This window comes from Cryobacterium melibiosiphilum (assembly GCF_003602235.1).
Taxonomy (GTDB): Bacteria; Actinomycetota; Actinomycetes; order Actinomycetales; family Microbacteriaceae; genus Cryobacterium; species Cryobacterium melibiosiphilum.
The window spans coordinates 106,229-128,900 of sequence record NZ_QZVS01000091.1 but is presented as its reverse complement, the minus strand read 5'-3'; the positions used below and the strand labels follow the sequence as shown (position 1 = coordinate 128,900).

General features: G+C 62.6%; 27 protein-coding genes, 1 tRNA gene and 1 pseudogene. 8 read left to right on the top strand and 21 right to left on the bottom strand.

What is annotated here, in order from left to right:
- Positions 1-33: 33 nt before the first annotated feature.
- The 9 genes from D6T64_RS16005 to D6T64_RS15970 all read right to left on the bottom strand — a co-directional run bounded on the left by D6T64_RS16005 (position 34) and on the right by D6T64_RS15970 (position 6,846).
- Positions 34-987 carry a restriction endonuclease gene (locus tag D6T64_RS16005; RefSeq protein ID WP_119975674.1) on the bottom strand — a complete coding sequence of 318 codons (954 nt, stop codon included), beginning with the start codon at positions 985-987 and terminating at the stop codon, positions 34-36.
- Positions 984-2,147, bottom strand: coding sequence for a restriction endonuclease subunit S (locus D6T64_RS16000; protein WP_119975673.1), 1,164 nt, complete (start codon positions 2,145-2,147; stop codon positions 984-986). Before D6T64_RS16000 ends, D6T64_RS16005 begins: the two co-directional genes overlap by 4 nt.
- Entirely contained in the window at positions 2,144-3,664 is a 1,521-nt protein-coding gene (locus tag D6T64_RS15995; RefSeq protein WP_119975672.1) for a type I restriction-modification system subunit M, read from the bottom strand. The genes D6T64_RS16000 and D6T64_RS15995 overlap by 4 nt, the downstream gene beginning before the upstream one ends.
- A gap of 145 nt (positions 3,665-3,809) precedes the next feature.
- Complete coding sequence (locus tag D6T64_RS15990; protein WP_119975671.1) at positions 3,810-4,160, bottom strand: hypothetical protein; 351 nt, start codon at positions 4,158-4,160, stop codon at positions 3,810-3,812.
- Between the two features lie 164 nt (positions 4,161-4,324).
- Positions 4,325-4,774: a hypothetical protein gene (locus D6T64_RS15985; RefSeq protein ID WP_147364591.1), complete on the bottom strand. Its 450-nt coding sequence runs from the start codon at positions 4,772-4,774 to the stop codon at positions 4,325-4,327.
- A gap of 11 nt (positions 4,775-4,785) precedes the next feature.
- The gene (locus D6T64_RS23535; RefSeq protein ID WP_325049806.1) at positions 4,786-5,250 is read right to left on the bottom strand and encodes a DUF6545 domain-containing protein; all 465 of its coding nucleotides are present in this window, start codon (positions 5,248-5,250) and stop codon (positions 4,786-4,788) included.
- On the bottom strand, positions 5,169-5,654 hold the full coding sequence (locus D6T64_RS22925) for a hypothetical protein (RefSeq protein ID WP_199719190.1): 486 nt from the start codon (positions 5,652-5,654) through the stop codon (positions 5,169-5,171). The genes D6T64_RS23535 and D6T64_RS22925 overlap by 82 nt, the downstream gene beginning before the upstream one ends.
- 171 nt (positions 5,655-5,825) lie before the next feature.
- Positions 5,826-6,272 (bottom strand): ImmA/IrrE family metallo-endopeptidase, encoded by a 447-nt coding sequence (locus D6T64_RS15975; protein ID WP_233551262.1) that lies wholly within the window; start codon positions 6,270-6,272, stop codon positions 5,826-5,828.
- A gap of 25 nt (positions 6,273-6,297) precedes the next feature.
- A complete protein-coding gene (locus D6T64_RS15970; protein WP_233551260.1) occupies positions 6,298-6,846 on the bottom strand; it encodes a hypothetical protein in 549 nt (182 codons plus the stop codon).
- A gap of 296 nt (positions 6,847-7,142) precedes the next feature.
- Here D6T64_RS15970 and D6T64_RS15965 point away from each other — a divergent pair, with 296 nt between their 5' ends.
- From D6T64_RS15965 to dprA, 4 genes are read left to right on the top strand one after another with little or no spacing between them, the layout of a single operon-like run.
- Positions 7,143-7,712, top strand: coding sequence for a hypothetical protein (locus D6T64_RS15965; RefSeq protein ID WP_199719189.1), 570 nt, complete (start codon positions 7,143-7,145; stop codon positions 7,710-7,712).
- A gap of 22 nt (positions 7,713-7,734) precedes the next feature.
- Positions 7,735-8,859 (top strand): SPFH domain-containing protein, encoded by a 1,125-nt coding sequence (locus D6T64_RS15960; protein ID WP_119975667.1) that lies wholly within the window; start codon positions 7,735-7,737, stop codon positions 8,857-8,859.
- Positions 8,860-8,869: 10 nt separating this feature from the next.
- Positions 8,870-9,382 carry an SCO6880 family protein gene (locus D6T64_RS15955; RefSeq protein WP_325049808.1) on the top strand — a complete coding sequence of 171 codons (513 nt, stop codon included), beginning with the start codon at positions 8,870-8,872 and terminating at the stop codon, positions 9,380-9,382.
- Positions 9,349-10,338 carry a DNA-processing protein DprA gene (gene dprA / locus D6T64_RS15950; RefSeq protein ID WP_119975665.1) on the top strand — a complete coding sequence of 330 codons (990 nt, stop codon included), beginning with the start codon at positions 9,349-9,351 and terminating at the stop codon, positions 10,336-10,338. Before D6T64_RS15955 ends, dprA begins: the two co-directional genes overlap by 34 nt.
- A gap of 103 nt (positions 10,339-10,441) precedes the next feature.
- Here the strand turns inward: dprA and D6T64_RS15945 are convergent, their stop codons facing one another.
- From D6T64_RS15945 to D6T64_RS15915, 8 genes and pseudogenes are all read right to left on the bottom strand, one after another.
- Positions 10,442-11,107 carry an HAD family hydrolase gene (locus D6T64_RS15945; RefSeq protein WP_158594903.1) on the bottom strand — a complete coding sequence of 222 codons (666 nt, stop codon included), beginning with the start codon at positions 11,105-11,107 and terminating at the stop codon, positions 10,442-10,444.
- Positions 11,097-12,170 carry an ABC transporter ATP-binding protein gene (locus D6T64_RS15940; protein WP_119975663.1) on the bottom strand — a complete coding sequence of 358 codons (1,074 nt, stop codon included), beginning with the start codon at positions 12,168-12,170 and terminating at the stop codon, positions 11,097-11,099. Before D6T64_RS15940 ends, D6T64_RS15945 begins: the two co-directional genes overlap by 11 nt.
- A 21-nt stretch (positions 12,171-12,191) precedes the next feature.
- Positions 12,192-13,493 (bottom strand): ABC transporter substrate-binding protein, encoded by a 1,302-nt coding sequence (locus D6T64_RS15935; protein WP_199719188.1) that lies wholly within the window; start codon positions 13,491-13,493, stop codon positions 12,192-12,194.
- 92 nt (positions 13,494-13,585) lie between these two features.
- The gene (locus tag D6T64_RS15930; protein WP_119975661.1) at positions 13,586-14,428 is read right to left on the bottom strand and encodes a carbohydrate ABC transporter permease; all 843 of its coding nucleotides are present in this window, start codon (positions 14,426-14,428) and stop codon (positions 13,586-13,588) included.
- Positions 14,428-15,288, bottom strand: a complete 861-nt coding sequence (locus tag D6T64_RS15925; RefSeq protein WP_119975660.1) for a carbohydrate ABC transporter permease — start codon at positions 15,286-15,288, stop codon at positions 14,428-14,430. Before D6T64_RS15925 ends, D6T64_RS15930 begins: the two co-directional genes overlap by 1 nt.
- A gap of 5 nt (positions 15,289-15,293) precedes the next feature.
- A complete protein-coding gene (locus D6T64_RS15920) occupies positions 15,294-17,189 on the bottom strand; it encodes an outer membrane protein assembly factor BamB family protein (protein ID WP_233551259.1) in 1,896 nt (631 codons plus the stop codon).
- 123 nt (positions 17,190-17,312) lie between these two features.
- Positions 17,313-17,411 (bottom strand): annotated as a pseudogene (locus D6T64_RS23675) (hypothetical protein); the annotation flags it as partial.
- A 24-nt stretch (positions 17,412-17,435) separates the two neighbouring features.
- On the bottom strand, positions 17,436-18,314 hold the full coding sequence (locus tag D6T64_RS15915; protein ID WP_233551274.1) for a MurR/RpiR family transcriptional regulator: 879 nt from the start codon (positions 18,312-18,314) through the stop codon (positions 17,436-17,438).
- Positions 18,315-18,501: 187 nt separating this feature from the next.
- Between D6T64_RS15915 and D6T64_RS15910 the strand changes: the two genes are divergently transcribed.
- From D6T64_RS15910 to D6T64_RS15895, 4 genes are all read left to right on the top strand, one after another.
- Positions 18,502-18,942: a single-stranded DNA-binding protein gene (locus D6T64_RS15910; protein ID WP_119975657.1), complete on the top strand. Its 441-nt coding sequence runs from the start codon at positions 18,502-18,504 to the stop codon at positions 18,940-18,942.
- 71 nt (positions 18,943-19,013) lie between these two features.
- Complete coding sequence (locus D6T64_RS15905) at positions 19,014-19,517, top strand: hypothetical protein (protein WP_199719193.1); 504 nt, start codon at positions 19,014-19,016, stop codon at positions 19,515-19,517.
- A 238-nt stretch (positions 19,518-19,755) separates the two neighbouring features.
- Positions 19,756-20,025: a hypothetical protein gene (locus D6T64_RS15900; RefSeq protein ID WP_119975656.1), complete on the top strand. Its 270-nt coding sequence runs from the start codon at positions 19,756-19,758 to the stop codon at positions 20,023-20,025.
- Positions 20,026-20,067: 42 nt separating this feature from the next.
- On the top strand, positions 20,068-20,376 hold the full coding sequence (locus tag D6T64_RS15895; RefSeq protein ID WP_158594902.1) for a helix-turn-helix domain-containing protein: 309 nt from the start codon (positions 20,068-20,070) through the stop codon (positions 20,374-20,376).
- Between the two features lie 116 nt (positions 20,377-20,492).
- Here D6T64_RS15895 and D6T64_RS15890 read toward each other — a convergent pair whose 3' ends face one another.
- From D6T64_RS15890 to D6T64_RS15875, 4 genes are all read right to left on the bottom strand, one after another.
- Entirely contained in the window at positions 20,493-20,936 is a 444-nt protein-coding gene (locus tag D6T64_RS15890; protein ID WP_233551254.1) for a DUF7255 family protein, read from the bottom strand.
- Positions 20,937-21,094: 158 nt separating this feature from the next.
- Positions 21,095-21,637: a hypothetical protein gene (locus D6T64_RS15885; protein ID WP_119975654.1), complete on the bottom strand. Its 543-nt coding sequence runs from the start codon at positions 21,635-21,637 to the stop codon at positions 21,095-21,097.
- 384 nt (positions 21,638-22,021) lie between these two features.
- The gene (locus tag D6T64_RS23530; RefSeq protein ID WP_325049807.1) at positions 22,022-22,288 is read right to left on the bottom strand and encodes a helix-turn-helix transcriptional regulator; all 267 of its coding nucleotides are present in this window, start codon (positions 22,286-22,288) and stop codon (positions 22,022-22,024) included.
- A gap of 296 nt (positions 22,289-22,584) precedes the next feature.
- A tRNA-Ile gene (locus D6T64_RS15875) sits at positions 22,585-22,658 on the bottom strand.
- Positions 22,659-22,672: the final 14 nt, after the last annotated feature.

The window sequence follows — 22,672 nt, the reverse complement described above, 5'->3', positions numbered from 1 at the left end:
TAGCGGCAGCCGGTGACACTGCTTTCGAGCCCGCTACTCGAAGTAGTCTTCGTCGACCTCGATGACCTCGTAGGTCTGCTTCACCTGCACGCCCACCCGGTAGCGAATCATCAGCTCGGCCAGCCGCGGCCCGTCGATCAGCACGACCCGGGTCTGGATGCTGCGCGCATACTCCGCCGCGCCCCGCGAGAACAGGCTCGTCGTCACGAAAATTCCCTGCGAGGCACCCTTGCCGAGCAGCGCGCCGACGAAACCCTGAATTTCGGGGCGCTGCACCGAGTTGCCCTCACCGTAGCGCTTGGCCTGCACATAGATCTGGCTGAGGCCCAGGGCGTCCTGATCGATGACGCCGTCCACTCCCCCGTCGCCGGAACCGCCGAGCCGCCGCCCGCGCTGCTCCGTGCCGCCGTAGCCCATTTTGTTCAGCACGTCGACGACGGCCTGTTCAAAGAAATCCGGATGCTCCGCCCTCAGCCGCCGAATCAGCTCGGCCGCCGCTTCGGCCGCGAACGCTTCAACGCCGGCCTCAATGAGTTCGGTCGGGTCCTCGTCGACGTCGGGCACGAATGCTGCAGGGACCAGCAACTCACCGGGAACTTTGCCTCGCTGGGGAATGTAGGCCTGATAGGCCGGGACAGTCTCAAGGTCACGCTTATCGAGGCCGTTCGGGAATCTGGTGAGCAGATCGCGGCCGGTGGGCTCGATCTGCACAACGGCACGAGCAGGCTTCGACAGCGCTTGGGCGCGAAGCAGATAGGCCGTCGCCCAGCCGATACGGTTTCTCGCCCGATAGCCACCCGAAGGGAGGACTTCGTTGCGAGAAGCCTCGGACACACCGGCGCGATCAAGCGTCGCCTGTTCGAGTTCTTTCGTGGGCCACGCGTTGCCGTCGGAGAGTACTTCTAGGAGTGGCTTCATGAAGACGGGCCACTGCGGAACGGCCGAGACGACGTTTGCCGTCGCGTCTGGTTCAGTCGGGTCACTCATAGCTCTCCTTGAAAGGCACGGTGCTGCAGAGAGGCGAAGAGCTCGTCGAGGGCGTCGGCACGTTTGACAAGGGTTTCACGATGCGAATCCAAACGGTCGATGCGAGCTCGAAATTCAAGCTGCGATTTCATGCTGGCTTTCGGAACTTGGGTGGACATCAGCGACTGGGTATCAAGTCGTTTGGTTCCGTGCCCCGCCGTAGACACCTTTGAAAGGATGATCGGCGCTTGCGCAATTAGGGAATGTGCGAGGAAAGCGGGGTCAATACCATTTTTCGGCAACAGAGCCTTCAAATCCTGATTTATTGTGCTCTGAACGCGAAGTCTGGAAACTGGAAAGGAATGGGAAAGAATCATCCCGCGCACGACAACGGCGACAGTGTCTTTTGGGATGATCCTAAGTGCCGTCTCTTCAAGTACGACGGCATTGACATGGTCAATCGCGTCATAGAGGTTGAGAGTTTTGAGGTCCTTTGGCGAAAACCATGGCAGCCCTCCCTCCCAATAATCAGCCCGCGCTTTGGACGGAGTGCCACCCGAGTGAGCCGAACAAACGTCACTAAGATCCTGCATCTCGTGGCCCGAATTTGCGCCAAACATCTCGACGAAGATCGAGGTGGCCAGTTCATCTAGAAGCAGGAGCGCACGACGTCGTTTGACTCGAAGGGTGTCCGCGTGATCGAGTATCGATGCTATGCGTCGCTGTTCGACGAGACAGGGAAGAGGAATCACCACACGCGCGACAATTGCTTTGGAAATTTCTTTGAAGGTCGCTCCATTTCCCAAGGACTGTAAGTACAATTTGTTGGCCTTAAGCCACCAGAACAAGAACTTTGAGTCAACCTTCGAGGCGTCCGGAACAAGACTCTTGAATCCCTGATTCGTCGCCATCGGCACTGTGTTGATGGCTACGTGACCGATCGGCGCTCGGGAGCTCAACAGCACCGACCCAGCCGCGAGCAGCTTAGAGCCCGAATTAGAAAGTCCTGCCGGTGTGACAGTCCGCGGTGTCTTGCCAATGTAGTGGCCGGACAAATCGCTTAGGTCCGCTGGTGTCACCCAAGGAATGTCGCCGTTCCAATATTCTGCGACTCCAGTCTTCGGGGTTGATCCGCCGACGATCTCGGCTACCTGATCAAGTCGTGCTGTCGACCAACTCATGCGCGGGTGCCCACAACCACGGCTAAGGCCGCGAGCCCCCCGGCGACCTCAGCATCGAGTGCCGCGAGATCTGTCAGGATCTCAGTGGGCGAGCGGTGCACAACAACCTCGTGCTCGATGACTTGGTACCGGTTGAGCGAAAGGTCGAATCCCTGGGCGACAATCTCGGCCTTCGGCACCATAAAGGACTGGGCTGTACGAGGCCGTGCAAGCTCTTCGCTGTCGGTACTCGACAGGCTCGTCCACCGGGCGAGCACGTCGTCGAGGTTGTCCTGTTCATGCACCGCGGCGTCCAGCGGCGTTCGCTTATCGTCGAGGGAGAAGCCATCCGCTTGCACATCGTAGAACCAGACGTTGTCGGTGCCCCCGGAGCTGGTCTTGGTAAAGAACAGGATCGCGGTGGAGACTCCGGCGTAGGGCTTGAACACTCCGCTCGGCAGCTTCACGACGGCGTCGAGTTTATGGTCTTCGACAAGGATGCGGCGCAGTTCGGTGTGGGCCTTCGACGAGCCGAAGAGCACGCCGTCGGGCACGATGACGGCCGCTCGGCCGCCGTTTTTGAGCAGGCGCAGCATGAGAGCCACGAAGAGCAGCTCGGTCTTCTTCGTCTTGACGACTTCTAGCAGGTCTTTCGCGGTGGTCTCAAAGTCAAGGCTGCCGGCGAAGGGAGGGTTGGCGAGAACGAGAGTGTAGGCATCCGTCTGGGGATGCGCCTCGGCCAGGGAATCGCCACGTTCCATGGTGGGGTTGTCGACGCCATGGAGGAGCAGGTTCATGCTGCCGATGCGGGCCATGGCGGCGTCGGAATCGTAGCCGGTGAAGGCCGGGCCGTTGAAGTGGGCGCGGGTGGCGGCATCCGTGAAGATCTCGGGGTGGTGTTCGCGCAGGTATTCGCCGGCCATCACGAGGAATCCGGCGGTGCCGGCGGCGGGGTCGATGATCGTGTCGGTGGGGGTGGGCGCGGCCATGTCGACCATGAGCTTGATGATGTGGCGCGGGGTGCGGAACTGGCCGTTCGTGCCACTGGTGGCGAGCTTGGAAAGCATGTACTCGTAGACGTCGCCCTTGGTGTCGCGGTCGTCCATGGGGATGTCGTTGAGCAGGTCGACGACCTTGACGAGCAGCGCTTGGGTCGGAATGGTGAACCGGGCGTCTTTCATGTTGCGGGCGTAGCTGGAGCCGACCTTGCCGAGCTGCTGCAGGAACGGGAAGACGTGCTGGCCGACGATCTCGAACATTTCGTCGGGGGCGCGGTTGGCGAAGACCGACCAGCGCAGGTCGTTGTAGGGGCGCGGGGCGCGGGCGGCGTCGTCGTTGCCGACGGGGAAGATGCCGTTTTCGATGGGGTCGCCGGTGCGGTTGGCCTTGTTCTCCGCGAGGGTGTGCAGGTCGTCGAGGCGGCGGATGAAAAGGAGGTACGTGATCTGCTCGATGACCTCGACCGGGTTGGCTATGCCGCCGGTCCAGAATGCGTTCCAGACCTTGTCGATCTGGGATTTCAGTTCTGCGGGTAGCACGGGGTGAGGCTCCTTCGGGGTGGTGCGGGGCTGCGCGCGGCGGGCAACGGGCCGGCAGGCGTGCGGGTGGGACCCTCGCAGAATATCAGGGGGGTCGGACACCCCGAGTATTTCGGCTCGGATTGTGGCTGGAGGCTGTGGCTGATTACGCCGAGCCCTGCGCTCGCGACCCAGCCCGCACCAGTTTGACTGTTCGTGCGATGAAGGCAATCAGCGCGAGGGGCACCGAGAAGAACAGAAAATACGATGCCACGGTGTTGAGGCTCGCCACTGTGCCCGGTGTCACCGTGGCCTGAGCGGATGCCCATACGAGCACAAAATAGCCCGCTGCTGCAATAACAACGCTCAGCACAAAGGCGGCGATAAGGGCCTTAAACCCATTGCCGCGCACGATTTGCACGATGCCATCAAGGTGGAAGGCAAGAATGAAGGGCAGCAAGCCCGCAAGAATGAAGACCGCCCCGTAAGCGGCGAAGACGGGAACAAGCCCGCCCAATAGATTAGACGATGTCACGCCCGGTTTCCCCCTGCCACTGAATTATGCTCAATCTAGCAAACACGCTGTCTACCCTCGGCGGGAGCTCGTTCCAGGGTCCCCGCACGCACCCTGCCCTTCGCGCCGAGACACCCGGGCGGACAGCGCTGGCTGCCGGGCCTCGTCTAGTATTCGGCGTGCTCCGAACACAATAGAGTCTTCGCCATCACTGTGATACCGATGGGCTGCTCAAGCTCCGACAGTTCAGGCAGTAGCCCGGCGACGACGATGTAGGCCGCTCGGGACGAATCGCCGCGGTCCATTGAGTCGCAGGCTGCGTCACCGGCAGCGATCAGGCGTTCTTCAGCGATGTCTGGGATTGAGACCTCAGTCGCGACAGACGAAAGGAAGACGGATTCGGCTGTCCCCCGCTCCAACGCGGTCATTTCGGCTCGGGCAGGTATGACCGCCGGAGTCGGGTCAGCCGATTTGATGGGCTCGGCGGCGGTCGTGATTCTAGGGGCGCTCGCGATCGGGCTCGAATCTGTGGGCTCGGCCTTCAACGACATCGACGACGCGCAGCCTCCTAACAATAGAGTGATGGCGATCGCGGCGAGCAAAGGTTTTCGCTTCATGCTTCCTGAGCCTACCGAGCGAATCCGGCTCCGCAGCGCGGCGTCCACGGCCCCGTGACCTGGGCCAAATCGCAAGGACGCATCACTTGATCAACCCCTGGCGTCCCGGCCCCAAGTAGGTGCCGTTCAGCGCGCTCGAGGAGTTCCCGCTCTCGGGCATTCACCTCGAACGACAACCGGGTATCGATCATCGCGTCGCGGATCTCGACGACCTGGCGATGCAGCAGCGTTTCGAGTTCCTCGGTGGGAACCACGGCATGCTCGACCTGACTGATACCGGGGCGCACGTTCGTCGCCGCGACCCAGATCGGCTCGAGCTCGGCTACGAGCCTCCGGGTCTGCCTGGATCGAGATCGTGCAAGCCAGGCGCGGGTCGCGGGCTGGCCTGCGAACCCTAAGCAGAGAAACACGAACGTGAGCAGGTGCAGGGGTTCATAGGCCACGGCCACAGTTCGCCTGAGCGGAAGATTGCCCATGACGCGGCGAGATCCATGGTGATGACGACGGCGCTCAGCGCGGTTCCGCATCCGCTGCCGAGGAGTACGGCCCCTGGCGGCCACTGCTGCAACCCCTCGCTGGATCGAACCTGCCGCGCCGCGAGCGCGGCCATGGCGGAGAGCACGATGGCGTAGTACACGAATTGGATCATCGAGTAGGCGGCCGCGGCCGGTTGGTCGCCGAGATCGAGCATGAAGCTGGTGGTGGTGACACCACGATCGATGAGAGTGAACATGACCATGGCACCAGCGAGGGCGACCGCGAGTGCGAACCGCCCGAGTGCGAACTGCACTTCCCAGGACGGATGCTCGGAGGCCTTCATCACCCCGCGACCTAGGAAGAAGATGCCCACCATCAAGGCAATGTCGGCAAGGAGAGTCACGCTGTTGGTACCGCCGGCGAGTCGGTCAAGTGCCTCGTAGGCCTGGTCGGTATTCAGGGGTGTCGCGAGTGCGATCGTCAGCGCGGCCCAGGTGATGTTGCGCTCTGCCCGGCCGCAAGATGAGCAGGCTCACGACGAGCAGCCACATGAGAGCTGCGATGAGGAGGGTGATCACCCGAAGATCTCCAGGTATCGCGACGATTGCTTTGCCGATCCCCTAATTGCCGCGGCGAGGTTGTCGGCGATTATCTCGGCGAGAACTTCCTCCCCAGTGTCCAGATTCTGACGTCTGAGCAGGCGTCGCCGCGTCTCTGCGGGAATGTCCGGCAGCAAGAAGTCGGGACCGTCGGAATCATCGTCGATCTCGTGCCCGAGGATCATGTGCGCCAGTTCGTGCAGCACGAACTGCTGCCGATGGAGCACGGAATCACTGCGGGCGTGAACGATCAGGTCCTCGGCATCCGTTGTGAGCAGCACGGCGCACAATCCGTTGTGATCGCTGAGATCCGTCAGCTCGACGATTCGCAACCGCCGTTGCCGGCGTCGCTGCACGGCCGCGACCAACTCGTCAAACGTGAATGTCTCCCCCAGGGCGAGTTCGTCAACTGCCGCCGACACGCTCACTCCGCTGTTCACGATCGGGTCACTTCCCTCCGGACTTGTGTGGAGCGTTCTCGGCACGCTCTTGTGCGGACGGCCGACTCTGCGAGATCTCCTCATCGAGAAACCGGCTGATCGCCTGCAGCGCCTTGGGTGAAATGTCCCCGAGGGTGCGCGCCGCATACGTCTTCACGCGTGCCGCGCGCATGGCCCGCACCAGGTCGAGCTGAGCGCTCACCTTGGCGGGGAACTCGGCACCTGCCTGCCCGGCGAGGAACGCCGGGTCAACGTCGAAGTAGGCAGCGAGGCCTTCGAACAGCGGAGCGTCTTGCACGTATCGATGGCCGTTGACGATGTACGTCCAGCGCGATCTCGAGAGGTTTGTGCCGCGTTCCTTTAAAAATTCTGCGATTTGGGTGTACGTCGGTTCGCTGCCGGTCTCGGCTACCGCGACGTCGAATAGCAGCCGGAGTCGCTTGGCGAGATCCTCCGCGGCTGTCTTGTTCTCGCTTCGGTCATGGCAGAACCTTTCGATCCCGTGCCCCGGCAAGGCGCATAGAAGCGGATGCTCCGGGTCGTTGAGAGTGCCCAATCTACTCGTCGAGCATGGCCAAGACGCCGAGCGGTTCAGCGACCGGGAGCATCCGCTACCCAATGGCACCACTCCCTGCTGTTGACACCTCTGGCAAACTCTTGATTTGCATGCGTGAGAAGGGCAAGTCGGTGACGAATGAGCCGTACAACGTGGGTGCGAACCGTGCCGTATCCTACAAACAAGTTCGGTGTTTGGCAGGTCGCCGCTAATGGTTTTATTGATGCCCCCGATCACCAACGGGGCCCACTTTCTGCCCTTGAAATTGTTACTGACGGAATGAGTCGAGAGAACTGATGGCGAATTACGATTTACGGCCGAACGAGGTCGTCGTTCTCAAAGAGACTGGCATCAAGCACGGCGGCACCTTCGCCTCTTACACGGACGAACTTATGCTGACGAATCTGAATCTGGTGCTACTCAAAAAGGGCGTTTTCGGGAATTCCAAGGGCGTTCTGACTTTCCCAACAGACCAGATCAAGGTCTACAACGGGAAGGCGCAGGCGTTGCTTGGCAAGTCAAGCAACGGCACCCCGCATCTTGAGGTCTATTTCCTCAACGGTCAGGAAAACTTCGATTTTCAAAGCGGTGGTAAGAAGAAGATTTTTGAGTGGGTCACCAAGATAGGAGAGGTCGTGACCGGCGAGCAGGCCTCAGAGACCATCGTGACCGGGCTGGCTATTCCGGGCGCAGATTACATTGCCGGGGCGCTCAAGGACACGCTGGACGTATTCAAGGGAAGATTCGGCTCCAAACCGAAGATCGAAAGAATCGCAGGCAAATGCAGCGCCTGTGGTGCGCCAATCTCAGGAACTCGCGGTCAGCTGAGCACCTGCGAGTACTGCCAAACCGCCCAGCAGCTGTGACCAACGAGTAGGACGAGGAACCATGGGGATCGTACAGGCGTTCACGGGCGCACTCGGCGGCACTCTCGCCGACCAGTGGAAGGACATCATCACCGCTGGCCACTTCGGTGAATACACCGCTGTTGCGCCCGCGGTGTTCCAACAAACCAATAATGGTCGAGGGTCCAATTTCAGGGGCTCAGCCGATGTCATTTCGAACGGCTCCAAGATCTTCGTCCCGGAAAACACCGCGGCCTTCATCTTCAGTCAGGCCGGCATCGAAGATGTCATCACGACGCCGGGTGGATACGAATACCAGACTGGGCAAGCGAGCATCTTCAACGGTGACGGTTTCACTGAATCGATCACAAGTCAGGTGGTTGATCGATTCGGGTTCGGCGGGCAGACCGCTGACCAGAAGCAGATCGCCTTTGTGAACTTGCGCGAGATCCGCGGCATGAAGTTCGGTACCCGAGGGCCGCTGGTGTACAACGACCGGTTTTACGGTGCCGACCTTGAGATCTTTGCGTTCGGAACGTTCTCGCTGCGCGTTGTTGATCCCACCACGTTCATACGAAACTTCGTCCCGGCCAACGTCCGTTACTACGCATTTGATAGTGCAGAGGCGCGGCAACAAATCGTCTCGGAGTTCACCCAATCCTTCACCGTCGCCCTCAACTCCCTGTCGTCGATGTACCGAATTTCGCAGCTACCATCTCAAGCGGAGGCGATCGCGGCGGCGATCACACACGCGAATTCCAGCACCGGAACATGGATCACCCGTTTCGGCCTCGAAGTGGTTCGCGTTGGAATTGAAAGCGTTGAGTTGTCGCCGGCGTCTCGCGAGTTGGTCAAACAGTATTCTGCCAATCGGATGAACTTGAAGGCATTCGAGGGCGTCTCCCAACAGGAATCAAATATTGGAGCGCAGCAGAAAATTGCACAGGGCGTTGAGAATCACGGGCTAGGAGATGGGGCGGGGCTACTCTTCGGAATGAATCTGGCGCAGTCGTTGAACCCCCAGAACGCAGCTCCTGCGAGTCAGACCCCAGCGCTCACTCTGGACGAGCAGATCGACCTTGTAAAGAAGCTCAAGGAACTCGTGGACAGCGGCATCCTTTCGCAGGAAGAGTTCGAGATCAAGAAGAAGGAGGTCATGGGGCTTTAATGCCCTCACAATCGTCGTCGCCCACTATACGACGGGCGCCTCAGGAATCGCGTGGACCAGCCCGGTCTGGGCGACGGCCGCGGTGATCGCCGGTATCGCGATCAACGGCCGCAAGATCGTCGAGTGGATGCCGGTCGTCACCCGTTGGGTGTGGCGCGCGGGACATGAGCAGCTGACCTACCGGCGCCGCATCATCCGCCCCCGACCGGTGGGAACCCTGTCATTGCCGGGCGACGCGGCGGCGCTGCGCGAGTGGAACGATCCGGAGTCGGGGGCGGTGATGATTCACGACCCGAACGCGCTGACGCTGACCGCGGTCGTGGCGGTGTCGCACCCCGCGTTCGCGCTGCTCGACCCCGACGAGCAGCACCCGCGGGTGGTCGGGTGGGGGCGCGTGCTCGCCGGGGCCTGCCTCAGCGACGCCCACCAACGCACCCGCATCGGCCAGATAGAGGATGCCGCGGCCACCGCCGAGTATGAGGCACGAGCATGGGTGCGATCGAGGAACGAGGAGCACGCGTGATGCTCGCGGCGTTGTCTGAGCCGGGCGATGTGGTCACGGGCACGCTGGTGACCCGGCTCGGCGCCGCAGAAGCAGTGCGACTAATCACCTCGGGCGGTCGCCTGCCGAACGGCATCGACCCCGCCGAGGGCGAACTCTGGCGACGCCGGCTGGCCCCGCGTGTCAACCCTGGCCAGATCGACCGGATGCTCGCGGAGATGGAACACCACAACCTGCGACTCATCACTCCAGATGACGTCGACTGGCCAGCCGAACTGCAGCAGCTCGGCGCGAGCGCACCACTCGCACTCTGGCTGAAGGGCGACTCGCGCCACCTCGCGACCCCGCTGTTCGGGCGCGTCACTATCGTCGGCACCCGCGCCGCGACGGCGTACGGCATCCAAGTCGCCACCGAACTCGCGGCAGAACTCGCCGCGCAAGGCCGCACGATCCTCTCCGGTGGCGGGTACGGCATCGACGGATCCGCCCACCGCGCCGCCACTCTCTCCTACCCCGGTTCGACGATCGCCGTACTCGCCAACGGGCTCGACCGGGCCTACCCAATCGGGCACGAGCAACTCTTCGAGCACATCGAGCAGAGCGGTGGCCTGCTCATCAGCGAGCTCCCGCCCGGCTCCGCCCCCACACGCTGGCGCTTCCTGCAACGCAACCGGATGCTCGCCGCCCTTTCCGGCACAACGGTCGTCGTCGAGGCCGGCCACCGCTCCGGTTCCCTCAACGTCGCCGGCCAGGCCCACGCCCTGGGCCGGCCGGTCGGCGCGGTTCCTGGCCCTGTCACCAGTGCGGCGAGCGCCGGATGCCATCGACTCATCCAGGAAGGAATCGCCAGGCTCATCATCGACGCCCAAGACGTCACCGATCTCGTCGACTCCAGCACAGGCTTCACCCGAGACCGCACCTTCGACTACTCCCCCACGCGCCGGATCGGTCGCCCCGGCGTCGACCTAAGATTCTAGGCAGCGGATGTCCACCCCACACCCCCCGGCCGCCCTCGGCGACGAGCATGACCGACACCAGTACACGAATCAGCCTTGCAGCCCGCGGCCAACGGCCAACGGCTCACGCCAGAACGAGTCCCGCAGCGACAAAGTCGGACATATCGCGTGTGGCGAGTGAATCCCAAATGCGGTATCCGTTGCTCGGTTCGATCGAGCGTGAGCACGGTACCGCGATTACATTCAAGCCCGCGTCGCAGGCGCTGCGCAAACCGGCTGGGGAATCCTCGATCGCCACTGAGCCGACCGCGGACAGACCCAATGTGTCGAGGGCGAGCAGGTAGGGTTCGGGAGCAGGCTTGTGCTGTGCCACCATGTCGGCCGTCACAATCGCTGTGAAATAGGCTCGCGGCAGTTGGTCGAGTATGTCGATCACATTGATTTCGAGCGACATGGTCACGAGCGCTTGAGGGACTCCTGTCAGATGTGCAGCCTCGAGCAAATCGAGAGCTCCCGGCCGCCAATGAACCCCTTCTTGGCGGTTCAGCCTTCGCATCCGTTCAGTGAGTTCCTCGGTCAGATGAGTGAGCGAGCCGGTCGATCCCCGAGCGCGTAGCAGGCCTGCGAGCATGGGAATCGCCAGGCCCGATATGTCCGCCGGCGTCGGCGACCACTTCCCTGCACCCGAGGCTTCAGCGACCTGCCTACAGACCAAGGCCCAGCGGTCTTCGCTATCGATCAATGTGCCGTCGAGGTCCCAGAGCAGGGCGCCACCGGCCTCAGTGGACATTCGACAACGTGCGCTCCATGCGGCGGCCAGTCTCCGCGTGGAAGAGTTGAACATCCTCGTCGCCGAAGCTCAGCAGCACAGAGTCTCCTCGCCGCGCGCGCATGTTCTGGTCGGTGCGGATAGCCAACTGAACATCGCCGACCGTCACTTCCAGGATCCGGGTCGATCCTTCGAAGATCGTGGTGTGCACCATGGCGGTCGCTTGGTACCGCCCAGTTCCATCGGTGCGCACATGCTCCGGCCTCACTCCGACCCGCACCTCACTCGCGGTCGAATGCTCCCCGATGTCGCCGAAGACCGTGCGATAACCTACCTCTACGGCCGTCCCCGGAAAGAGGTTCATTGGCGGAGACCCGATGAACCCCGCGACGAAGGCCGTCGCCGGCTCGTTGTAAATCTCGTCAGGCGTGCCAATCTGCTCGATACGTCCCCGGTTGATTACGGCGATCCGGTCGGCCAGAGCCATGGCATCGCTCTGGTCGTGAGTGACGTGAATTGATGTTGCCTTGGTCGTTCTCATGAGATCGGCGATCTCTTGGCGTAGCGCGATGTGCAGTTGCGCGTCGAGACCGGACAGCGGCTCGTCCAGCAGTACCAAACGCGCCTTTCGCGCAAGGGCCCGAGCGAGGGCGACACGCTGTCGCTGCCCGCCCGACATCTGTCGAGGTTTGCGATCGAGAAGGCCTTCGATGTCCATACGCCGCGCGAACTCTAGGCCTCGCTCGCGCGCCGTGGCACGATCGAGACCCAGTCCGTGCCGAAGGCCGAGGGTGATGTTCTCGAGCGCGTTCATGTGGGGGTACAGCGCAAAATGCTGGAAGACGATCGCGACGTCGCGCTCATGAGGTGGAAGATTCTGCTGGGGTTTCCCTCCGATCAGCACATCGCCCGAGTCGAGTGCCTCGAGTCCGGCGACGATCCGCAGCAGGGTCGACTTGCCTGATCCGGAGGGCCCGAGGATGACGAGCGACTCGCCGGTGGCAACCTCGATTGAGATGTCGTCGACCGCGGTCACGCCATCGAATCGCTTGACGAGCTGGCGAAGGGAAACCTCAGCAGTCATATCCGTGCTCCTATTCGTTGATTACTGAACGAGTGCGCTGATGCGGGCGGCGGTGTCGGGCACTACGTCGTTGACGTCTTGTCCCAGGTCAACCATCGACTGCACCATGTCCTGCAGGTATTGGTTCGTGCGGCCAAGGTTCTCGCCGTCCCAGCCGGAACCGGCGACGGGACTGCCCTCATAGCGCCATGCGTAGCCGAGGGGGCCATCGGACTCGGGGCGCTGTAGGAGCTCGGCCTGGGCAGCGCTGTCGACCGGGATATAGCTGTTGGCGAGCGAGCTCGTGGTGATGACCTCGGGGTCGAGCATCGTGCCGATCAGTTCGTTGCTGAACGCGGCGCGGCAGGCGTCGTCAGAGAGCACCATCCAACCGTTGCCTCCTGCGGGGAGCTTTGCTGTGCCACGGTCGGGAATCGGCATGTCTGAAATCGTCCAGTCGAATGAGTCACCGACGCTGGATGTCACAGTCGCGCCGATCGCGGGAGTGGCGAAGAAGTAGGCCACGTTGCCCTGGGTGAACAGGGAGATTGAGTCCTGCCAGCTGACCGGTTCCTCGAGCTTCTCTTCACCGATCGTCTGATAGATCTCCAAAGCCGCGCGGCCCTCTTCAGTGTCGAAACCCGCGGTGCCATCGTCGTTTACGAAGGTGCCCCCACCGCTGCCCACGAAGGCTTGCACGAGCCACCAGGCGATGTTGTCGCGAGGGATCTGGATCGGGGCCGAGACGGCTGTCTCGTCCTGGATGGTACGAGCGTTTTCAAGCACCTCTGAGTGGGTGGTCGGCAGCTCAGTGATGCCCGCGGACTCCGTCAGTGTGGTGTTTGTGTAGAGCACGGGTACGGAGATCTGGAAAGGAACCACATAGGTCGTTCCGTCGACCGTGCCGACGTCGAGATAGTCACGGTTGTATGTTTCGCGCAACGAATCCGTATCAATGGCCTGCGGGCTGTATTTCTCGACCCAGAACCGCAACTGATCGAGGCCCAGCATGATCACGTCAGGCCGGGAGCCGGCGGCGATGTCAGCGACGACCTGCTGGGTGAGCTCGTCGTAGCTGGTCCCTTCGGGCGCTGCCCTGAGATCGACGGTCAAACCCTGATACTTCTCTTCTAGCGCCGCCTTGCCGAGCTCAGCACCTGCCTGGCCTTGGCTGGCGTACTGCGCGGTGATGGTGACGCCGGTGGGATCGCAGGTGCTGACATCGGCCTGTACGATCGGGTCGCTTTCGACGGTAGCCGAGCAGCCAGTGAGAAACAGTGCGGAAGCCAGGAGACCAGCGCCGACGGCGAAGGATTTTTTGGGTACGGGCATGGGAGTGCTCATCTTTCGTATTGAGAGAGGTGGTGCCGGAATGGCGATGCGGGGAATAAGTCGAGTGGGAAGCCCCGAAGGGGGTTGCCTTCTGCTTCGAGCGGTTAGCCCGGTAGCTCTCCGCCGGCGATGCCCGCGACGAATTTGCGCTGGGCTATGACGAAGAGAACAACGATCGGCAGGGTCACGATCAGTGCGGCCGCGGCGAGCTCGCCATAGGCGGTGCCCGTCTCTGACTGCTGGAACACGGACAGTGCGAGCGGAGGCGTATAGAGCGAACTGTCTCGTGCCACCAGCAACGGCCACAGATAGTCGTTCCAGTGGGTGAAGACAGACAGCACTGCGAAGGCAGCGATCGCCGGCATCGATGACGGAACGACGACCCGCAGCAGCGTCGAGAACATGCCGAGACCGTCGGCCTTCGCGGCTTCAAGGAGCGCGTCGGGTATCGTCACCATGTGCTGGCGCACCATAAAGATTCCGATGGCGCTGGTTGTGAAGGGCAGGACGAGCGCAGCGAACGTGTTCGCGAGCCCGACCGAGCCGATACCGAGGTAGAGCGGAAGCGCTATCGCCTGCGTGGGAATCAGGAGGCAGGCGAGCACGACCGCGAAGGCAGCATCCCGGCCGCGGAAGCGCAACTTGGCGAACGCGTAGGCCGCAGGTATCACCGTCACGAGCTGCGCGGCCAGGATTCCCAGCGTGACAAGCGTCCCAACCAACATGGCTTGTCCGAGGTTTGCCTCCTCCCACGCGCGGGTGAAGTTGCCGAGGTCGAAGGATCCGGGCAACAGCTGCAATCCATCGAGCACGGCCTCGTCGGCCGGAGACACGGCCATCCGCAGCATCCAGATGACCGGAAATACCGAGATGAAAGCGAATACTCCGACAGCCAGAATCTGAAAGCTCCGGCCGACCAGTCGGCCTGAGCGGCGTGTGGCGCCCATTAGTGCTCCTTGTCTTCGAGGAAGGCCCTGCGGCGCAGGACGCCGATGAGCACGAGGACGACCAGCAGCAGCGTCGACAGGGCTGCCGCTTGACCGAGGTCAAAGTAGACGAAGCCAAGCCGCCAGGTCATAGTCAGGATGGTTTCTGTCGCCCCGAGTGGGCCGCCGCCGGTGAGTACGTCGATGGTGTCAAAGACCTGGACTGACTGGAGCACGGCCATGACGGTCGCAAACACTGTCGTCGGTCGAAGAAGCGGAAGTGTCACACGCCGAAACGTCACCCAGGGGCCGAGCCCATCGGCGGCGGCGGCCTCGTACAAGGCCGTAGGGATGCTCGTCAGGCCCGCCAGGTAAAAGATCATGACAAACGAGGTGAGCCGCCAGATGCCGATGAGTGCCACGGTGATCAACGCGTACTGGGAATCACCGAGGAAGTTGATCGGGGCGAAGCCGACGAGCGCGAGTGTTTCGTTCACGAAGCCGCCGTGATTGGCGAAGATCCAGCGAAAGACCACTGCCATCGCCACCATATTCGTGGCGAAGGGCAAGAACAGGAGTACCTGTAGTACTGGCCTGGCCCGCCGAAAATTAGACACCAGCAGCGCTAAGCCCAAGCCCAACACGAGACTTGGAATGATCGTCATCGCTGCGTACAGCACGGTATTGCCGATGGCCTGCATGACCGCGGGGTCAGAGAAGAGCCCGCTGTAGTTCTCCAGTCCAGCCCAGCGCCACACTGTCTGGTCACCGAGATCGATCCGAAACAGGCTTCCCACGAGCGCGAGCAGGCCCGGCAGCAAGAGAAAGACACCGATGAGGATCATCGCAGGCAGAGCGAGCGCCCAGCCGCCGATTCGCATCCCCTTCACGACAGCGATCCCCCGAATGCGGCAAGCGGATAGGCGACCAGCCGCCCATCCCGATGCAGTGCCACGGCCGTATCGTCATGCACCACCAACGGAGCGAGGACGGGGATTTCGGTGGCGAATCGACCAAGTACGGCACCCGAGAGTGCGTCCAGAGTGACAATGTCACCGTCGAGGGCCGGAATCAACACTCGGTCACCCACGATGGTCGCGGCAGCGAAGAGCGGATGCGGGCTGCGTCGGTAGGTCAGGAAGCACTCGTCGGAGACGGCGCCGACCTCAGTACGCCACAGTTGGTCGCCGGTTTCGAGGTCGAGCAGCGCCACCGCGCCCCCGACATCGACAACCAGGGCGCCGTGGCTAGACAGATCGACGCTGACGGGGTTCCACGGTACCGAGGTCGGGTACGACCAGCGCATCTCGGAGTCGGTGGCCGAGCGCCGGAAAACGCTCGTCACACCGGTGGCTATCAAGTCGCCAGACGCAGGATCGACAACGGGAGTGCGGATCGGCAAGCCTGCACCGCTCGCCAAGACCCGGAACAGATCGTCGGCTGACTCAATGCCAGGGCTCAGGACCGTTTCGCCTGTCTTCGGGTCGAGTCGAATCGGAGTGCGCGGCTCGGGAAATCCTGCCCAGAAGACCGTTGGTGTGCTGCCGGCCATTCCAGACCGGTCGACAACCGGCGCGCTGAGGGTAACGAAGATTTGATACGGCGCAATGTCTGACCGTTCCCACACGGTCTCACCGGTGCGCTGATCGAGAGCACGGAGGGCGGCTTGGTCGCCGATGAGTACAAGCCCGTCAACAAGCGTCGGGGCGTAGAATCCGAACCGCCGCAACGGGTCCGACGTCGGTCGCCGCCACAGCGTCTCGCCCGTGGCCGGATCGTGCGCCCAGGTGGTCCCCGATACCGCAGAGCTGATGATCGCCGTGGTGCCGGCCGTAACGGGCGCGCTACGCAGCGGAGAATCGAGGCCGGCCTGCCACAGTGGTTCTCCCGAGCCGGCGTCGTAGGCTGCCAGGGAGCCACGGGCCTCATCGTCCACCGCAACCGGCACGACAACCCGCCCGCCGGTAATGATGAACGGCGTTCGCTGCCCAATAGCAGGTGTTGTTCTCGACCACCGCGACTGTACGGTATTCGCCCGGAGGGAACGCACGTCGGATCGTGGCGGATAAGTCCGTTGGGAGTCGATGGTGATTCGTTCGCCGTCCCACTCAACAATGCGATATGTCGCCGGTGAATTGTCCACGCCGCCGAACATGGCCGGCGGGGTGTTCACGTGCAGCGTGGCGCCGGTCGACACGACTCGGGACGTGTGTCGATGGCCGGAGAAGGTCGCAATCGGGGCTCGGGGCAACCCGTCAAGAATCGAACGCCACGGCTGGTCATGACAGAGCATGATCCACGGCATCCCGGGGTCAATGGCATCAAGGTCTGCGCGCAGCCAGACGTTCTGTGTCTCGTGGTCCAGGCCGAGCTCGTGGGTGAACCAGTCCATGGCGACGACATGTAATCCGGGCAGATCGAACGAGTACCAGCGGGGCCCAAGAAAGCTTTCATAGTGGCGAGGTTCACCGGAATGGATGGCGTAGCCGTTGCGGCTGATCAGGTCGGTCGGCTCGGGCACGAGATGGTCGTGGTTGCCGGGAATCGAGTGAACCGTCAGTTCGGTTGCCGTTGTCGCGGCGACAAAGTCGGCAAATTGTTCGGGTAGTCCACGGTCGGTCAGGTCTCCCGTGACGACAAAGGCCGCAAGTTTCGGATGTGCCGAGGCAATGTCACGGAATACCTGCGAAAGACGTTCACCGGTGCCGATTTCAACCGGCTGCGGATAGCCAGCCCCCGAGCCGAGGTGGGTGTCAGTCAGGTGAGCGAAACGGAAGGGCATTTGAATGCGATCCGCAGTGAGGGTGAAAACCGGGTCGGCCTCCGTTGCGTCGACGTACCATCGGTCGGTTCGCCAGCCAGCCGGCCGGGTGACGAAGACGAAACCTCGAGGTTCGTCAATTTGAAAATTCCCGTCGTCATCGGTGCGCGTGACCTGCAGGCCGTCGCTGACGACGATTCCTGGCAGGGGTAAGCCGGCCTCATTGAGTACAGTGCCGTGCATGTGTTCCTCTCTGGTTCTCAGCTGTTAGATGCGGTGAGAGTTGACGAGTGCTTCGGATGCCGCGCGCGCCTCGGCCGCTCCGTCAAGCCGCATGGCGAGCACGCTGTAGATGGCGTCGATCAGCGATAGGTGAACGATTCGGCTGGTCATCGCCTCGACTCGGTAGCGTGTCTCGGAGCTCCCCGCAACGAGGAGAGCGTCGGCAATCTCGGTCAACGGCGAACTCAGAAAGCTGGTGATGCCGACGACGACAGCCTGTGACTGAGCAGCCGCGCGGGCGACGTCCAGCGTCGACGTCGTCGATCCGGTGTGGCTGATGACGAAGCAGACATCGCGGTTATCGAGACCGCGTGCAATCACCTCCTGGGCGATGAAATCAGGGGTAAATGCGGCATCAAGTCCGAGTGTCGTGAACCGGTAAGCCGCGTCGAGAGCGAGAGGGGCCGACGTGCCGACGGCGGCGAAACGCACGCGGCGGGCATTCATCAGCGCGTCGACGATCGCAGCGATCGCAGCCGGGTCGAGGTGGGCCGCTGTGGCCTCAAGCGCTGCGCTACTCTCTCGCAGAGTTCTGAGCACGGTCGCAGTCAACGGATCATCGCTGAGTTCCACGTCCTGGCTCTGGGGCACGGCTGTCTCCCGGGAAAGCAGGAGCTTGAACTCCTGAAATCCGTGCAGCCCAAAACGCTGACAGAAGCGCACCACCGAGCCGACCGAGGTGTTCGAGAGTTGTGCAAGCTCGGTCACCGAATACATCATTACCGCTCGCGGGTCGGCGCGTACCGCTCGCGCGATCTGCGCCTCCGACGGCGAGAACGATGCCGAGTCCAGACGGATCTGCTCGAGGATGGGCTGCTCATCAGCACGCCACAGCCGCGAGACGCTCTCAAACTGTTTCTTCATGATGATCACGCTAGGAATCCCGTGTGAACGATCCGTGACGGCCACTCGAACGGTGGATGAAGTTTCCAGTTATTTTCATTTTTGGAATGAATTTCCACGTGTTCCCGCACGGAACGCACAGCGCACCTCCAAGTAGGCACGGTTCACAACGGTCCGACCATACACATATCTCAGGAGGCCCAGTCCCATGACACTTCACACCCAGCAGTCCCTGTCCGGCTTCATTGCATCGGAGCCGCAGCAGTCCATCACCGAGCACGGCGAGACCCGCTTTTATGCGCGCATCGGGCAGCCGCACTTCCGCCGCGAAGACGACGGCCGGTTCACGGTGCTCGCGCCGACCTTCCACGACCTCGTCGCTTACCGCGCCACCGCCGATCGGGCGCTCACCCGGTTCGCTAAGGGCGACAGCTTCGTCGCCGAACGCTACGTTCGTTCCTTTCAGGTCGAGCACGAGGGCACCGTCATGCAGCGCGAGGAGTTCGTAGCCAAGAAAATCGGCCACGACGTCGCCCGAACGAACTACGAAGTCGATCGCGCCCACCGTGCAGCCGCGGATGCGCCCGCCTTTCAAGAGGTCATCTCGCACGAGCTAGCGTCGTCCACCGCCGGCGCCGCAGCGAACTGAGCGTGGCGATGTCAGAATCCCTGGTCGAATGGGCCCACGGCGACCACGAGAACCAGTTCCGCGCGAGCTCTATGGACGAGCTCGACAGTCCGCTCGCAAACGAGCCGCCGCATCCGATCAATTGGAACCTGCTCAGCGCCGATGACGCCGAGGCCGAGTGGATCGAACTCAACCGCTGGGTGAACTGGCTGCGGCGCACGTACGGGCTGCCGGAATCCGTCGTGCCGCCGTTCTGGCACCGCCACCCCGAGCTGGTCTGGGAGCTGTCAGCGCTGCACCTGCACTGGCTCTGCGCCTACGACCCCGACCAACACGGCTCGGCACCGTTCGGCTGGCACCGAGACTTCGCGGATGCCCGCCAACGCCTCCACGACTGGGTCGCGACCTCAGGCACCCGCCTCGAGCGCGACCGGGCGACGCGGCAGACGTCGTGGCCGGGGGAAGCGCCTGCCGATGCCGTCGAAGATCTGGCCATCGGCAACCGCGACGAGGACTTCGTGCAGTTCGTCATCGACGACGTCGCCCGACGCCGAGATGCCGAGTCCTTGTTCTACGCCCGTAACGACTCTGCTTGATCGGCAGCAACCGTTCTATCGTTCGGCGCCGACAAGCGCCCACTACGCTGGGCCCATCGCGAGCAGGAGGCCTCATCAATGCCAACGTGGGCGATCGAGTATGAAGGCGACGCGTTCGCCCGGTTCTTCTCGTCCCTCGGTGAGTATGAACAGGCCGTCCTGGCGGCGGCGATCGAACGGGTCCTTGCCGTGCACGGCATCGACATCTGTCGGGGCGGGTGGGGCAAGCCGTTGTCCGGTGGGCTACGAGTTTCGCGTCCGCAAATCCCTGCAGGCAATCCTCTCTCAGGCGAACGTCGAGTTGCCGGCCGAGCTGGTCGACGTAGACCGGAACGTGCTCATTCGCGTCTTCTGCACCTTCTACGGCGACAAGATCGTGCTGCTCTACAGCGGGTACGACAAGAAGAATGATCCCTCCGAAAAGCGCCAGCAGCGCGAGATCACGAGGGCCCGCAAGATCCACGAACAATGGAAACGTACGCATCGCGAGCGCGATAGAAAGACTTGACGGGCTATGTGTTAACGCACATAATTGAGGCCGGAGGCACCCGTGTCGAAGAACTTTGCAGACCTAGCCACCCAGGCCAAAGCGGACTGGTCGGAGGACGCACGAACCGTTTACGAGGCGGCCCGCACGTCCTTTGACGCCGAGCTCGCGAGTCGCGTTGAGCTGGGAGCGCTGCTCGCCGCCGCTCGCAAGGCACGTGACCTGACCCAACCATCCCTGTCCAAGGTCACCGGGATTCAGCAGGCAGAAATCAGCCGAATCGAACGCGGCATCGGCAACCCGACCGCAGACACGCTCAACCGCCTGGCGGCTGCCCTCGGCCAGAAGATCACGCTGACACCAGCTCGATAGGCGGATCCGCCCCGGCCTCGAAGCCCTGATCCGCCGAGACCGAAGCGCTAAGCGCGGGCCCGGCGAGCTTTGGCCATGCTCCAGCCGCTCCCGGGTCGGCGGCTGGTGTGGACCCGCTACATCTTGTGCAGCCTGTCCCGTACCCGCTTGTACGCGGCGACCCCGTCTCGGTCCGGCGCAGCGGCTCGAATGACTGGCGGGTGCCCCATTGCGGGCGCCACCAAATCGCGGAGAGCGTCATGGTAGGCGCGCTGACGTTGTCTCCCTCCGGCGCCGAAACCGATCGCAGCCTTACTCTTCCTGTACTTGTCTGAGCGTTCCTCCCACGCATGGCAAAGCGAGCGATAGGCGTCGATATCAAAGCCCAGGTGCGCGTCCACCGGGTAACGGTCGAGGGTGAGCAGCCGAAAACTCGTGAAATGCTGAGATTCGTCGACTTCGATGAACGTACCGCTCCCGACATGCACGAAATCGCCAGGAAGCGAAGTGAGTCGTTTCGCGCTCTGTTCCCCGTGGCGCCCACCCAGCGCGCAAAAGATCGTGTCGAGAACCTCGCGCACCTGTGATGCTGAATCTGGGAGCCCAAGGTGACCGCGCTGGTTCAACCACGGGACTCGGGCGCGAGCCAACACGATGCCATCTGCTGAAGCCGCCAGCGCGAAGGCTCTCGCAGTCACCTACCGGCACGAGCCTCGCCCCGGTTCACGCGCAGCGAGAATTACCAATTCGCTTCCTCAAAGGAAATCACGATCTCGGTGCACATGGTTCTCAGGGCACTCGGGGTCGGATCAGACCAGTCAGGGTACGAGTTGCCCGCGCTGTTGATTCGGAGGGGCTTCAGCCCGCCCTTGCGGCTCAGGCTCTCGTAATGATCGGGAAGCCGGGGATCGACGTGGGCTCCGCCACCCACGTTGGCCGCGTGCCAAACAAAGTAGTGCCGGCTGAGGTTTGTCAGGTGTTCAGGCATTCCCTTGATGGGCTGGAAGCCCGACACGCTCGGGACTGAGACCCAGAGGGCGTCCGCGTGAGTCTCGCCGTTGGAGGGGACCATGTCAACGGCGGAGCGCCAGACCATCGAATCCCGCAGCTTCATCTGCGTGAGCAACGACGTCGACGAGTCCGTGGTGTGCACGAGAGAGCGAATCGACGTGGCGATGCGCTTTGACTCTAACGTGGTGCCCGCATCAAACCGTGCAGCCGATGACCGCAGCCAGTCCACGTGCTCTGCAAGAAGTTCGGCAAGGTCGCGGCGAACGGGCATAACCGAATGCTACCGCCCGATTCGCCTCGATCAGCCGTCGCTGTAGGCGCGTGAAGCGCCTTGGCGACAGTGAGGCATGGCGCTCCTTCAGAGAAACCAACCAAGCATCCGCAAGGCGAGCTCGGAGCGGATGCCGAGAATCTCAAGGAGCGGCACATGTCACCTCGTCGAGCACCATTCCTCTCTTCGAGCATCGTCATCGCAGGCGTCACACTTGCGAGCGCGTTCGTACCGTTGGGCGCAGCATCCGCTGTGGAACCCAGCGCCGCCGGCGGAACCAGCAGCGCCCGAGCGTTGCCCGACCCGCCCACGCCCGATGAGGCAGCGGCTACGGTCGGCACGGTGACTTCCGAATCGAACGGATCGACCATTACGGTCACCAACTCAGCTGGGCTGACCGCGGCGCTGGAAGCAATCAGGCCGGGTCAGACCACCGCCTTGGCGGACGGCATCTACCAGGTACTGATCGGCAGCCGGGGTCGCCCCGCCATCAGGTCTTGGCTCCGTGGTCGCGAAGCGACGGTCGGGCTCATGGAGTCCGTCCAGCCACCGGAGTACATCAGAGACTCGGAAGCGGATCTCTCGGCCGACTCGAAAGCCGGCGGGGCCGCGTCCATCGGTGCGCAGGTCGTAGATAGCCTGCGTCTGCACGCCGAGGTACTCGGCGAGCTCGCTTGTCTTAAGGATGGACTCGAGACCCAACTCTGAGAATCATTCACTGTTCATACCCGTACGTGCTCGAGATCGTCCCAGACCGAGCAGGCGGGCCACGGCGAACTTGGCAGGCGGCGGCTTGGCGAGATCGGGTCGCCGGGTCTCGACTGCTCGCCGGTTGTTGAGCCCGTCGAAACACGCGCTCGACCAGCGGATGGAGATTTTCGTAGAACATCTCGCCAAGTCTCGATCGCTCGTTCCTCGCGCCTCGACCAGCGGGGGTTGCGTTTTAGTAGGGCGACCGGGACTTGAACCCGGGACCGACGGATTATGAGTCCGCTGCTCTAACCAGCTGAGCTACCGCCCCATGCCACACACGAA